Here is a 13792-nt window from a genome sequence, read left to right on the forward strand (position 1 = left end):
CGCCAGCAGAAGAAGGCCACCGTACGCCCAATGCCGAAGGCGTGTCATAGGCGGATGGTTGAGGTGGATATCACAGTGTTATTAGCCGGAACCTTGAAGTCAGTAGGGTCTTCTCCATCACTTCCCCCCGGCAATAGCTTGGAGAAGTTAATCTGGGGGAGGTCCAGCGTTGCCTGGACGCAGACGCCGATGGAATCGTCCTCGACCGTCACACCACCACCACACAGCGTGACCGAACTCCCCAGCCAATCTGCCGCTTCCTCATTGACAAAAGATGTCACAGCCAAGGTGATGGCGTCTTCATCCAGCGAACCATCGTTCAGGCGCTCGACGGAAATCGCCTGGCGCACAGCATCGGCGCTGAGCCCATGCACGCCTTGCTTGTAGACGAACAGCAGGCTGTAGCTGACGATGGCGTAGAAGATCAGCAGAAACAGCGGGAAGATGATGGCGAACTCGATGGCCACCGAGCCTTTCTGGTGAGAAGTCTTTCGGCCATGAGCATGACATGAACGTATCACTGGACGAGCTCCACTCCCGAAGACGATACCTCGATGACCCTGACCTCTGCCTCACCGATGCCCAGCCCCATCGCGTCGAGCAGTAGCGGGTCTATCACATCATCGACCAAGGGATTCACCACATCACTTAGCGCCAGTGCCAGCGCCTCGCCCAGGTCAGAAATGCTATCGAGGGTGGACCCAAGAATATCGTTGATAGGCCCCAAGAGACCGCTGGTCAGTTCACACAACCAGTTGCCATTACACTGATCAGCATCTGGACCGAGGCTGACCTTTAGCTCGAGACTCGTCAGCAGACTGCTTACCGCCGACGTGACACCCGAGGCTCCCGAAACGAAGTCCGCGGAATCGGCGTCCGGCCAGCCACTGATGACCTGAGTCTCGTAGCCGGAGCCTCCACCGTTCACCGTCGTGGTAGAGGCATTTTCCAACGCGACGTTGATCAGTCCATCGAAAGCCTCCAGAACCTCGACTGATACGCCTATATCATCGACCGCCAGAGGCTGAACAACGGCCCCCACACCGATGTCATAGCCACTGTCACTCGCGGCAATTGATTCGACACCCGCCTGGGCCTGCGCCGCCGCAATGTCATCAAGTGACAGATGGAGATTCAGAACGCCCAGCAGGTTAATATCGAACATGGCATCAAGCCCCAGCTGCGCCGTCTTGCCTGTGGTCTTCCAATTGCTCCCATCGCACGCATCTCCATCCGTGCAGCCGATGGGACCCACGGCAATGTGCGGCGCCTGGATCACAGTCAAATCCACATTGGCCGTCACGGCCGTCAAGTCGACATCAAGATCCTTCAACGAAATCGCGCTCCCCTCGTTGGCCAGCAGCAGGCTAGTGCCCAGCAAGTCGCCCAGACGAACGCCGGCCTTCAAGGCCTCGGTATCGTCGACGCCTTCGGCCGATCGGATATCGATCAGCTCCCCCAGGTTGATATCAGCGGTTCCAACATCGAGACTCATGGCGCCTTGCATCTCGTCCAGCAGCGCCAGATCGGATGCAAGCAATCCTCTATCGGACAGTACGCTTTCCGACACTTCCAACAGCTCGGACAACGTCACACTGGTGTTGAGCACCTCGTCGACTGTCAGCGCCGACAAATCCACTCCAGGACCAGGCATTTCCGACGCCAACTCCAGCAACGTGATCCGAGTATCCAGCACCCCTTCATAGCCAACGAGGGATAGCGGCACATCGCTGCCCAGCAAACCACCCAGCAAAGGCGCCAACAAAGAAGATTCGGAACTATCCAGAGAAGCCAGGCGAGAGCCTACGGAAAACGCCACATAGCTCGTCTTCCGCGCGACTGCCGTCGATTGGAGGGTGATGGTGTGGCCATCAATAGCGTCGCCGTCATCGGGCATAAAAGCCGCCATGAGCGGAGGCGATACCGAGTCTTCCAGTACGATCTGGACGGCATCCTGAGGCAAGGAATCATCGAAGTCATAGCGTCGATAAGGCGTGCCCACCCCCTCTATGGCCACATCCACCAACGCCACCCGACCCAGGGTAATGCCATCGCTATCGACCAGCTCTCGCGCATAGCCATTGTCTGCCAGCACATCCTGCGCATAGATCACCGCCTGATCACAGGAAGACAGCGTCTCGCAGCGCGATGCCACCGACAGCGCCGCCAGATCCGCCACCCGCTGCAGATTGCGCTTTTCCATGTACAGCCGCCCGGTATCCAGCGCCAGGGCGATGCAGACCGCCACCAGCATCATCACGATCGCGCCGAGCAGGCCAATCACGCCTCGCTGACGACGAGGCGAATGAAAGCCGTGTGGCGTCATCACTCACCGAAGCTCAGGTCGATGTACTCGTCGGGAATCGCGTGGGTGAAGCTCTGCAGGTAGCGCTCATAGATCCGCGACTGCACTTCCCCGGACAGCGATTGGCGGTTCCGGCTGGCGATGCGTCCGCTGCGCTGCAGCTCGAGCAGCCGTTCGGTGCGCTCGCCGACCTCGGCGCTGCGGTGGTCCGCCGCCGGCATCGCACCCTGCGAGGAGGGCGCCTCGCCCTGAGCCCAGGCCAGCGGAGAGGCGATCAGCATCACCCCGCAGGCGCCCAGGCACCGCATACGCTTCATCATCCTGCTGATAGGCATCCCGTGATCTCCTTGCTCGAGGTTATCCATGTTCTCGGGCTCGCTCGTCGGTCGCCAGCCGGCGCAGGCGGGCCACCAGTTCGTCATCCAGGTCGTAGCGTCGGGCCAGCCGTTCGGCCTCGACCACGCGTCCTTCCTGCATCATCAGCATCACCAGGTTGGAGGCGGCCCGCCGGCCGGTGCCGCCCAGCTCCAGCGCGGTCAGCAGCTCTTCCCGGGCCGGCTTCGGCTTGCCTTCCAGCATCAGCAGGTAGCCCAGGTCGTTGCGGATTTCGGCGTCGGTCGGGCGAGCATCCCGCGCCTGGCGCATCAGCACCAGCGCCTGCTCACGATCACCGCGCGCCACCGCGTTGCGTGCCATACCATGGAAGGCATCGGCCGCCAGACAACCACCCGCCAGGGTCTCGTAGACCGCATCCGATTGGTCGCGCCGCCCCACGTCGCGCAGCGCATCGCCCCGCATCAGGGCGGCCTCGGCATAGTCGAAGCCACTTTCGTCGAGATGCGCCAGGGCCGAGCGCGAGCGCCCGTCTTCCATCTGCTGGCGAATCATGTCCATGCGCAGCCCGGTATCGGCGCTGTAGCGTTCGCCGCAGGGGCCGGTGACTTCCTTCACCTCGTCGCGCTGCCCCAGCCCGATCATCGACATTGGCTCCACGCCGCCGGCACAGCCGCCGAGCATCACCAGACCCCACGCCGACAGTCCGGCTCGAAGGCGTCTTGTCATCATGGATTGCCCCTCAATTTCCCAGACTCCCGAGCATGCCGCCCAGGTTGATCACCGCCGGCCCGGCCAGCACGATCAGCAAGGCCGGAAACAGGAACACCATCATCACCAGCGACATCTTGCCCGACAGGCTCGATACCGCTTCCTGGATGCGCATGCGGCGACGGTCGCGCAGCCGGTGGCTCAGGTCGAGCATCGCCCGCCGTGCGCCGCCCCCGGACGACGATATCTGCGCCAGCAGCTTGAGCAGGTCCTCGAGCCCCTCGCTGGCCTGGAGGGCCGACTGCTCCTCGAGCACCTCCTCGCGAGCCTGCCCCGCCTCGATGCGCAGCAGGATCAGCCGCAGCTCCCGCACGCTTTCGGGACAGGTCTCATCGAGGTTGTGAATCAGGCCGCGCAGCACGCCTTCCAGGGTCATGCCGGACTCCCACAACATGCGCGTGACCTGGATGACCATCTCGGCCTCTTCGTTCAGCCGAGCCACCCGGCGGCGGCGCACACGCTTCAGCCAGATCCAGGCACCGACGGCCGCCAGCGCGGCGAAGGCCAGACCGGTCGTCATGGCCGGCAGCCAGGCCTTGCCACCCTGAAGAGCGTGGAGCACGCCGCCGCTGAACACGCCGAAGACCACCAGCGCCACGGAAAACAGCAGGTGAAGCTGGGCGCGAGTGCCGATGAAGCCCGCCTGACGCAGCACCAGCGCCAGCTCCGCCAGCCAGGGGCGACCGCGGGTCTGCCGGCGCCAGATGATCCGCCCGCTGCCCATCAGTCGCGCCTCCATGGCCGCCACCTGCTGGCGTCGGCTGCCGCCTTCCCCCTGGGTCGGCCCCGCCGCTGGCGTCTCGCGCGGCCCGACGCGGGACAGCCACAGGCAGATCCCGGCCGCCGCCAGCACCAGCAAGGCACTCGTCATCAGCCACACCATGGCCTTCTCCTATATCGACTTGAGCATCCGCCACAGCGCCACGCAGCCGCCCACCTCCAGCAGCACGGCCACCCACAGCCCCATGCGGCCGCCGGCACTGTCGAACATCGGCGCCAGGAACTCGGGGTTGCTGAACCACATGAACCCCGCCATCGCCACCGGCACCGCCGCCAGCACGAAGGCCGTGACCCGGGTCTCGCCGGTAAGCGCCCGCAGCTCGCGACGCCCCTTCTCCTGCTGACGAAGCAGCTCGACGAAGCTGCCCAGGATGTCGCGCAGGCTGCCCCCGTGGGTCTGGTTGACCTCCACCGCCGTGGCCAGCAGGTCGAACTCCTGCAGCTTGAGCAGCTGTGCCTCACGATGCAGCGCCTCGTGGAGTTCCATGCCCAGCTCACGGCGAACATTGACCCGCGCGGTGGCCTCGCGCAGCAGGCCGGTGGCGGTCTCGCCGTTGCGGCGAAAGGCGATCTCGACGGTGGCACCGGTGCCCAGGTCGCGCACCACCTGCTCCATGAAGCCCGGCAGCTGGGCGCGCAGACGGCGGCGCAGGAGCTGCGCCCGCCCCCGCAGGATCAGGTTGATCAACACCAGCGCCCCCAGCACCAGCAGCACACCGACAAGATGAGACAGCAGCATCAGCGCCACCACGACCGCCACCAGCACCAGCCCGCCGACGATCGCTATCCCCCGGGGCGTGGCATGAATGCCGGCGGCCAGCAGGTAGTCGAACAGCCACTGCATCAGCGACTCGGACGGCGGGCGTCGTCGGGTGCGTCGTCTGGGCTTGTCGGCCCGCAGCACCTTGTCGCTCTCGTGGTTGGCGCTGCGCCACAGCAGCCTGGCGGCCACCAGCAGCAGCGCCATGGTCAGGCCCCAGAGTTGCCAGGCATTCATGCGGCATCCTCGATATGCTTGTGCCAGTCGACGGCGTCGATCAGGCGGCGGTCCTCGTGGCGATAGAGCCGGGCCAGCTCGACCCGTCCATCGGAGAGCCCCCTCACCTGCTGGACCTCGACCACATGGCGATGGCCCTCGCCGTCCCGGGTGACATGCACCACCAGGTCCAGTGCCGTGGCGATGATCTGGTTGACCAGCCCGTCGCTGCCCTCGAAGCCGGCCAGGCGTACCATCATCTGCAGGCGCACCAGGGCATCCCGGGCGGAGTTGGCGTGCACCGTGCTCATCGAGCCCAGGTGGCCGGTGTTCATGGCCTGCAGCATGTCCAGCGCCTCGTCGCCGCGACTCTCGCCGAGGATCACCCGGTCGGGGCGCATGCGCAGCGCATTGCGCACCAGCTGGCGGGCCGAGACCTCGCCCTCCCCCTCGCTGTTGGGCGGGCGGGTCTCGAGGCGCACCACATGGCTGTTGCCAAGCTGAAGTTCCGCGGCATCCTCGATGGTCACGACCCGCTCATGCTCGGGAATGTCACGGCTGAGGATATTGAGCAGCGTGGTCTTGCCGGAGCCGGTCGCCCCGCTGATCAGGATGTTGCGACGCTGGACAACCGACTCCTGCAGCATGGCCATCAGCTCCGGTGTCACCGCACGGCCCTGGATCAGGGCCTCGGCCGTGAGCGCCTCGCGACGGAACTTGCGGATCGACACGCAGGGCCCGTCCAGGGCCAATGGCGGAATCACCACGTTGACCCGCGAGCCGTCCGGCAGGCGTGCGTCGACCATCGGACTGGATTCGTCGAGCCGTCGCCCGAGCGGGGCCAGCATCCGCCGCACCACCCGCAGCACGTGGGCATCGTTGATGAAGCATTCCTCGACGCTCTCCAGCCGCCCCTGGCGCTCCACCAGGATGTTGCGCGGCCCGTTGATCAGGATGTCGGAGATGTCATCGTCGCCCAGCAGGGGCTGCAACGGGCCGAAGCCCGCGACCTCGTTGAGCACTTCCCTGGCCAGCGCCTCCAGCGACTCGACCGGCACCTGCTCGGCGCGCTGGTCGAAGTAGTCCCGGACCAGGCTCTCGATGCGCACCAGCATCGCCGAGGGCTCGTCGCTGAACAGCGCCTCGTCGTCCTCCAGACGCTCGATCACCTCGCGATGCAGCGCCGCCTTCAGGGCCCCGTCGGTCAGGTCGGGCGCCGACCGCGACGGGGTCGGCTTGTGTCGCGTCAGCGAAGACCAGGCCCCCATATCACCTCCTAGCGGGAAAAACCGATATCGCCGAGTCGCTCGATCTCCCGGGCGTCCTGGGGATCGAACAGCAGCTCCAGGAAACTCGGATCGTAGCGCCCCAGCGCCTCGCCGGGCAGGCCGTCGAGCTCGACCCCGGCGGCGATCGGCGAGACCAGATGCGGCGTGACGATCATGATCAGCTCCGTTTCCTCGCGCTCGAAGCGGGTCGAGCGGAAGAAGGCGCCCAGCACCGGGATGTCGCCCAGGCCGGGGAACTTGTCGACGCTCTGCATGGTGGACTGGCTGACCAGGCCGCTGATGATGAAGCTTTCGCCGTCGCCGAGCTGCACGGTGGTATCGGTGCGACGCACGCTCAGCGAGGGCACGGCGATGCCGCTGGACTGCACGGAGCGGCTGAAGTCCAGGTCGCTGACCTCCGGCGCCACCTTGAGCATGATCCGTTCGTCGTCGAGCACCGTGGGCGTCAGCTGCAGGCGGATGCCGAACTCCTTGAAATCCACCGAGACGTCGCCGTCGCTGCTGTTACTGGGGAAGGGAAACTCGCCGCCGGCCAGGAAGGACGCGCTCTGCCCGGACAGCGTCACCAGGCTGGGCTCGGCCAGGGTATAGGCGAAGCCGTTGTTGCGCAGGGCGCTGATGGCCCCCAGGTAGCCGTCATTGTCGCCGCTGATGATCGAGAAACCCTCGCTCAGCGGCGCCACCAGGCTGTTGTCGTTGATGAAGCTGCTGCCGCTGCCGGTGGGGCCGACGGCGTACTGGGTATTGCCGCCGTTGTTGCGCCCGAGGAAGAAGCCGTAGGACTGCAGCCGGCTGCGATTGACCTCGACGACGCGGATATCGGTCTGAATCTGCACCGGCCCGACCTGGCGGGTCGCATCCACCGGCGGGGCGTCGCCGAAGCGCTGCAGGGCCTCGTCATGACGGTCCAGCGAACGCGTCTGGCCGAAGAGCCGCCCGCGCTCACCGCCGGCCTCGACCCGATACTCGTCCTCCAGCGACCGGGCCGCCGCCGGCTGCACCTCGAGGGTCACCGACTGCGGCGTGCGCCGCCCGGCCAACCACACGCTAAGCGTGGTCGCCCCGGGGCCGATGCCCGTCACCAGCAGCTGGCGGTCCCCCACCACCCGCACATCGGCGACGCCGCCACGTCCCACCGCGGTGCGCGTGATGCTGGCGCCGTAATCGAGCCGCTGGTTCTCGCCGACCAGCAGCGACAGCGTGCGCCCTCCGTCCTGGGCCGACGCCGTCGTGGAAAGCACCAGGGCCATCAGGCCCAGCCACATCGCCACCAGCATCGGCCAGGTGCGCGTAAGGGCCGGCGGCTGCCGGAAGGTAGGACTCGTCGCTCGTTGCATGCTGTTCCCTGCATCCTGCTTGAAATAATGGTCGCGGCGGCGTCTCAGCCGCCCACGCTGACGCTGCGCACTTCGCCGCCGACCTGCTGGACGACCCGGCGCCCGCCATTCCGGCGTTCCGGCCGCGCGGCCGGCGTCGGGCTCGCTTCGCCGTCACGCCCCATCAGGCTGTCGAAGTCCACGGGCTCGCCCAGGTCGTCCGGCTCGGCGTCGTCGTCGTTCGCGGCCTCGAGCGACGCCGGCATCAGCCAGCCATCGCCGCCCTCGGGCAGGGTGGGTTCCAGGGCGGCGCGACGCTCCTCGGCGCCGATCACCGCCAGCCGCAGCCGGCCGGTCTCCTCGGCCAGCAGCAGCCGCGGGGCCTGGGCCTCGTCCAGCGCCAGCACCGCGGTGCGCCCGCTGCGCTGGGGGCCGCCCTCGCCGCCCTCGGGCAGGGGCTGGCCGCGCAGGGCGCTTCCGAAGCTCAACACCTGGATATCGCGCAGTACCCGGCGCGCCAGCCGCGTGCGCTCGCCGCCGCTGTCCTGGGCGTAGAAGAACACGTCGACGCGATCCCCCGGCGCCACGAAGCCGCCGCCGCCGATCACCTCGTCGACGCTGACGGCGATGCCCCGCTTGCCCGCCGGCACGGCCTCGGCCAGCAGGCCGCCGGCGGCGAAGTGCGAGGGCCTCAGCACGTCGCCCGGGGCGAGGGGCCGGGTCAGCACCCGCCCCTCCACCTCGGACAGCGCGCCGAAGCTCTCGTCCAGCGGTTCGGGATAATCGATGGTTCGAAGCAGCGGCGCCTGGCCCTCGCCGGGCGCCGCCAGCCGCATACCCACCGCCAGGGGGCGGGCCGCGGCCAGTACCGCATGGCCGGCGGGCTCGGGCGCCGCGGGAGTCACCGCCGGCGCCGTCACCACCGTCTCCGGCACGTCATTGGCCATCCGCCAGCCCGCAAAGGCCAGGCCGATGGCCACCGCCACCAATAAGGCGGCGATGGCTTTTAGGATATTGGGGGACATAAAAGCCCTCAGTTATTCAAAGGCCAGAACATTAAAAGCAATCTTTAATTATCCATCTGTTTCTAGCTCAGGCAAAGAGTCTGCCAAATCAGTAAAAAGCTGAGTAACGCCATCCTGAATACCGGGCACAAAAACCACAATTGCTAAAACCACCATGGCAGCGATAACAACATACTCGATACCACTCGCCCCCCGCTGCCGATGAAAGACGGGGCGATTGAGTTGACGAGCCGCCAGATGGGCATGGGCTTTAGCGAACACTTGATAGAGAGAGAAGCGTTTCATAAGAATTTCCCCGCTTGGTTGAATATGGTATTTCCTTGCCATTCCCCCCGGCGAGTCCCGCGCCGGGGCCCTGCTCCTGCCGGCGTTGTCTCACGCCGTTTTTCATCGTGCTCTTTTGAGATCGACCGACCGAGGCCGGGCTTTTGTACGAGATCGCCCACCCATGAGCGGCGAGACCGTCGACACCCTGCGCGCTAGCCGCCGAAGTCCCAGCTCAGGCGGGCATTGACCCGGCCTTCCCGAGACGCGTCCTCGGCGGGACGATCGCCGATCGGGTAGGCGTACTCGATGCCCAGGCGATAAAGGCGGTTATTGCTCAACTCGACCCCGGTGGCCACCGAGGCCAGGTCATACTCCAGGTCGCTGTCGTTGAACTCGGTGTGGGCGCCGTCCACCGCCAGGTAGGGCTCCAGATGCGAGGCCCAGGACGCCGCCAGCGCATGGCGGTAGCGCAGCTCGAGCTCGCCGGCATAGCCGCGCTCGCCCTCGGCCTCGCCATCGTCGTAGGCGCGGGCGAAGCGACCGGCGCCATAGGTGCCGCGTTCCGGTGCCGGCAGCGTGTCTTGCGACCAGAAGCCGGCCACGCGCATCGACAGCCGCCAGCTCGGCGTCAGCGCCTCCAGCCAGCGTCCGTTAAGCTCGACGCGGGTGTATTCAAGTTCCTCCTGGCCATCGGCGGCCACCGACACGCCATTGGCGACGTTGCGAATCTCGGTGGTGGTGCGATTGCTGCCCAGGTCGATGCCCCGACGCAGCTCAGCGCGGGCCTCCAGCCGACGGCTGGCATTGCCCTGGCGATAGTGGGTGCCCAGTTCCAGCGTCGAGTAGCGCAGGTCCTGACGCCCCCTCAATTCAGGCCCCTGATCCGAGCGATAGCGGTAGTCGGCCGTCTCGTCGAGGTGCTCGACGTTGACCTCGACGTCCCAGCGCCGACGGCGCTCCATCAGCAGCGGATAGTCGAGCCCCAGGCGGAAGCGGTCGCGCTCCTTCTCCTGGGCCACCTCGTAGGGCCGTCCTTCCACCAGCACCGGGTCTTCCTCATCACCCTCGAAGCGCTGGGCGCTCATATTGAGACGCAGGCCGTCGGTGCCGAGCTCCTGACGATACTGGGCAGCATAGAAGCGATCGTCGTTGTCGACCGGTATCAGGTAGGCGAAGGAGAGCGTTTCCGCATAGGGGGTATGGCTGTGGAAAGCCAGGTTCGCGACCGCCTGGGTATCGTTCTTGTCGCCGCCGCCGAGGGTCAGGCCGGCGTCGACGCGGTCGCTGTCGCGCTGCTCCACGCGCAGCGTGGTGGCACCGGACGGCGTGCGCGGCACCGGCGCCTTGACCGCCAGGCTGGCGCCCGGGATGCGCTCGATCAGCGCCGTGTAGCGCTCGAAGGTCTCGCGGGTCAGCGGGCGTTCTTCCCGCATCCGATCGGCCAGCCGCCGCACTCGCTGGGCGACGGCGGTATCTTCCACGGCGATCTCGGTGCGGGCGATATACCCCTCGACCACCACGACGGTCAGGGTACCGCTCTGGAAGTTGTTGCTGGGCAGATAGGCGTAGGACAGGGGGTAGCCAGCGTCCTGGTAGCGGCGCGTGATCGTCTCCACGGCCTCGACCAGACGATTTACCGCCACGCGTTGCCCGACGAGCGGCTGAAGGGGGGCACTCAGGGTCTCGAGATCGAAGACACTGCCGCCGCGAATCTGCACCCGGGCCACCGGCACCTGCGTCTCGGGGCTTACCGCCTCGGCGGCACCGGGCAGGCTGACCTCGGCCCCGCCCTGTCGCTGCCGCTCCAGGGTGTCCTGTACCGGCGGCGTCATCGTCGGCTGACGCTCGTTGATGACCGACGGCACATCGTTGGCCTGCACCAACGTCGTACTCATCGAACACGCGGAAAGCATGGCAAGCGAGAAGAGTTTATACCGAACTCCTTCACTCACTAACATTTTGCCAGAAAGTTTTCTTGCTAATAAATTTTTTACGCCGAACCTTGGCATCATATTTATTCCCTGCAATGGCATTCAGTAATCGCATGCGCCGCCGATGGTGTTATTTCACGCTTTCGACGCCTTAACACCAAAGCTAAGAACGACTAATGCCGAAGACTGAATTTACATTAGTACAAAAATCTTGATCTGTGGCAAGCCAAAATCGAAGAAAATTGAGGTTCATCATCAACACTCCGTCATACATGGCCTACACGGCAGAAGGCCCGGCACTTGCCGGGCCTTCTGCCGCCGCATGGAGCGAGCGATCAGAGCAGGCCTCCCAGGCCAAGCAGCCCGCCGCCGCTTTCGGTACCTGAGTCCTCGCTACCGGAGCTGTCGGTGCCGCCGCCCAGCAGGCCGTGCGCCACGTCATCCACGGTGCCGGTCACACCCTGCAGGACACCACCGGTCAGGCCATCGACGGTATCGGTGACGCCATCCACGGTGTTCGCGACGCCGCCGAGCAGGCCTCCGCTACCGCCCAGGCTGCCGCCGTCGCCACCGAGCAGGCCGCCCTCACCGCCGACCAGGCCACCGGTCACACCGTCGACGGTGTCGGTCACGCCGCCCAGCAGGCCGCCGTCGCCACCGAGCAGGCCGCCTTCTCCGCCCACCAGACCACCGGTCACACCATCCACGGTATCGGTCACGCCCCCCAGTAGGCCGCCATCGCCACCGAGCAGGCCGCCTTCACCGCCGACCAGCAGACCGCCTTCACCGCCACCGAGCAGCCCCCCGGCGGAGCCTCCCAGACCGCCGGTCACGCCACCCAGCAGACCACCATCGCCGCCCAGGAGGCCGCCTTCGCCGCCGAGCAGCCCGCCGCCGAGATCGCCCAGCACCAGGGTCGGATCGTCCAGCAGACCGCCTTCGGCGGACAGGGTCGCGGCAAGCAGGCTGTTATCCCCGACCACCAGGCCGTTCTCGCCCACCAGCAAACCGCCTGTCAGCCCGTCGAGTCCGTTGAGCAGGCCGTTGTCGGTATCCAGCAGCCCACCGTCGACGCCGGGCAGGCCGAGGCCCGGGGAGCCGCCCTCACCGGCGGTCAGCAGGCCACCGGCGTCGGCCACGAGCCGGCCGGTCGAGGTCACCAGATCGCCGACACCGGCGAGCTGAACGCCGCCGCCACCGAGACGCTCGCCGAGCATGACCACGGCGCCGCCGACCTGACCCAGCAGGCGGTTACCGACGGGGCCGACCACCAAAGTGTCACCCAGGCGCTGAGTCGTGCCCTCCACGTTGACGACCAGCGGACGAACGACGCCGGTCAGCTCGGTGGTCAGGCCGGCCAGATGGCCATCTTCATCGGTCAGAGTAAAGGTCAGACGATCGCCCACGGCGGTGACCGTGCCGCCGAGCTGGTCGACGGTGCCACCCAGGCTGGCGAGCACGCCAGTGCCGTCTTCCACCTGCATCAGCACCGGCAGCGAGCCCAGCCCCTCGACGATGCCACCGGCACTGCTGACGGCCTTGCCGGTCTGGGAGACCAGCCCCGTGGCGCCGCCCAGCGTCGTGCCCAGGGCGTTGTCGTTGGTGCCGAGGCTGCCCAGGCCGTCATTCAGACCGTCGGAGAGCAGGTTGACGCCGTCGCCCAGGTCCTTCAGCACCTGGCCGCTACCGTCGGTCACCCCGCCGACCAGAGGCGCATCGACCTGCTGGATGGTGCCACCCAGCGCCGTGACGGTATCACCCACGCCGCCGGTCACTCCGCTGCCATCCTGGATCACTCGCTCGAGGCTGGAGGACTGCACGTCGCCGTCACCACCGGAGCCGTCACCACCGGAGCCGTCGCCATCGCCACCCGAGCCGTCGCCGTCACCGATGCCATCACCGCCCGAACCGTCTCCTCCGGAACCGTCACCGCTGCCGGTGCCATCACCATCCCCGGCTTCCATACCGCCATTTCCGCCGTCCAGCGGCTGTGAAATATCGGAGCTACCGCTGCAGCCGGCCAGCGAGATCGCCAGTACCAGCGCGGTCAGCGGAAAGAGCCGTGTCTTGAATTCCGTGTTCCCTGCCATCATCACGTTCCTCTCTTTTTCTACCGGAGGCATCGCTCATCGGCCGGATGAACGATGCCGAACGACTGCCTTGCTGCCGGAAGCGTATGAAGGAACGCGAGCTTTTCACACCGTCTGAAATCTCCTACAATTTTCTGTAAATTACTGATAATAAAGATGTCTTACAAAACAACCGCGATGACATTTACGCGACAGTCCGAGATCTCTTACACCGGGCAATACCATTGGCGACACGGTAAACGCACCATAAGTGACACCTCATACCCGGTCGGCGTCATCGGGTACGACACATCCATCGCACGATGGCGCGAACGCGGTACGATCGCGGTACCCACAAAAAAGGCCACCCCTCTCGCGAGGGGTGGCCCGTCGTGGCATCACCAGGCCTGAAGGCCTGGCCTGCGGCTAACGACTTACTTGCGCATGGAACGCTCGAACATGCGGTTCATCTCTTCACGGTTCTGCTGAGACATCTGCAGAGCCGCTTGAGCGTCGCGCTGAGCCTGGTTGGCGGTGTTCTGCGCCTGGGTCGCGATGCTGCGAGCTTCCGCGGCGTCGGCCTGTGCAGACTCGGCAGTGGTGCGGACTTCTTCCAGAGCGCTGGAGGAGGCGCAGCCCGCCAGAACGGCGAGAGAGGCGGCAGCGGCGGACAGCTTCAGAGTAGTCTTGAGAGTCATGGTGTTCTCCTTGAGTCTTCCTTGGTACTGCG

13 protein-coding genes are annotated in these 13792 nt (G+C 66.1%); all 13 read right to left on the reverse strand.

Annotation, left to right across the window (positions count from 1 at the left end):
* Positions 1-44: 44 nt before the first annotated feature.
* Complete coding sequence (locus UN84_RS10460; protein WP_052719401.1) at positions 45-467, reverse strand: TadE/TadG family type IV pilus assembly protein; 423 nt, start codon at positions 465-467, stop codon at positions 45-47.
* 50 nt (positions 468-517) lie between these two features.
* On the reverse strand, positions 518-2326 hold the full coding sequence (locus tag UN84_RS10465) for a pilus assembly protein TadG-related protein (RefSeq protein WP_082090957.1): 1809 nt from the start codon (positions 2324-2326) through the stop codon (positions 518-520).
* Positions 2326-2640 carry a DUF3613 domain-containing protein gene (locus UN84_RS10470; RefSeq protein ID WP_052719400.1) on the reverse strand — a complete coding sequence of 105 codons (315 nt, stop codon included), beginning with the start codon at positions 2638-2640 and terminating at the stop codon, positions 2326-2328. The genes UN84_RS10465 and UN84_RS10470 overlap by 1 nt, the downstream gene beginning before the upstream one ends.
* Before the next feature lie 22 nt (positions 2641-2662).
* On the reverse strand, positions 2663-3370 hold the full coding sequence (locus UN84_RS10475) for a tetratricopeptide repeat protein (protein ID WP_107182054.1): 708 nt from the start codon (positions 3368-3370) through the stop codon (positions 2663-2665).
* 10 nt (positions 3371-3380) lie between these two features.
* On the reverse strand, positions 3381-4292 hold the full coding sequence (locus UN84_RS10480) for a type II secretion system F family protein (protein ID WP_052719399.1): 912 nt from the start codon (positions 4290-4292) through the stop codon (positions 3381-3383).
* A 9-nt stretch (positions 4293-4301) separates the two neighbouring features.
* Complete coding sequence (locus UN84_RS10485; protein ID WP_052719398.1) at positions 4302-5186, reverse strand: type II secretion system F family protein; 885 nt, start codon at positions 5184-5186, stop codon at positions 4302-4304.
* The gene (locus tag UN84_RS10490) at positions 5183-6433 is read right to left on the reverse strand and encodes a CpaF family protein (protein ID WP_046080196.1); all 1251 of its coding nucleotides are present in this window, start codon (positions 6431-6433) and stop codon (positions 5183-5185) included. The genes UN84_RS10485 and UN84_RS10490 overlap by 4 nt, the downstream gene beginning before the upstream one ends.
* A gap of 8 nt (positions 6434-6441) precedes the next feature.
* Positions 6442-7791 (reverse strand): type II and III secretion system protein family protein, encoded by a 1350-nt coding sequence (locus UN84_RS10495; protein ID WP_082090955.1) that lies wholly within the window; start codon positions 7789-7791, stop codon positions 6442-6444.
* 44 nt (positions 7792-7835) lie between these two features.
* Complete coding sequence (gene cpaB / locus UN84_RS10505; protein WP_052719397.1) at positions 7836-8795, reverse strand: Flp pilus assembly protein CpaB; 960 nt, start codon at positions 8793-8795, stop codon at positions 7836-7838.
* Positions 8796-8843: 48 nt separating this feature from the next.
* On the reverse strand, positions 8844-9080 hold the full coding sequence (locus UN84_RS10510) for a Flp family type IVb pilin (RefSeq protein ID WP_152662887.1): 237 nt from the start codon (positions 9078-9080) through the stop codon (positions 8844-8846).
* A gap of 194 nt (positions 9081-9274) precedes the next feature.
* Complete coding sequence (locus tag UN84_RS10515; RefSeq protein ID WP_237022306.1) at positions 9275-10957, reverse strand: ShlB/FhaC/HecB family hemolysin secretion/activation protein; 1683 nt, start codon at positions 10955-10957, stop codon at positions 9275-9277.
* A 371-nt stretch (positions 10958-11328) separates the two neighbouring features.
* The gene (locus tag UN84_RS17475; protein ID WP_173834995.1) at positions 11329-13086 is read right to left on the reverse strand and encodes a collagen-like triple helix repeat-containing protein; all 1758 of its coding nucleotides are present in this window, start codon (positions 13084-13086) and stop codon (positions 11329-11331) included.
* Between the two features lie 410 nt (positions 13087-13496).
* A complete protein-coding gene (locus UN84_RS10525) occupies positions 13497-13760 on the reverse strand; it encodes an Lpp/OprI family alanine-zipper lipoprotein (protein WP_016854575.1) in 264 nt (87 codons plus the stop codon).
* Positions 13761-13792: the final 32 nt, after the last annotated feature.

The organism is Halomonas sp. HG01, from assembly GCF_000968715.2.
Taxonomy (GTDB): Bacteria; Pseudomonadota; Gammaproteobacteria; order Pseudomonadales; family Halomonadaceae; genus Halomonas; species Halomonas halophila.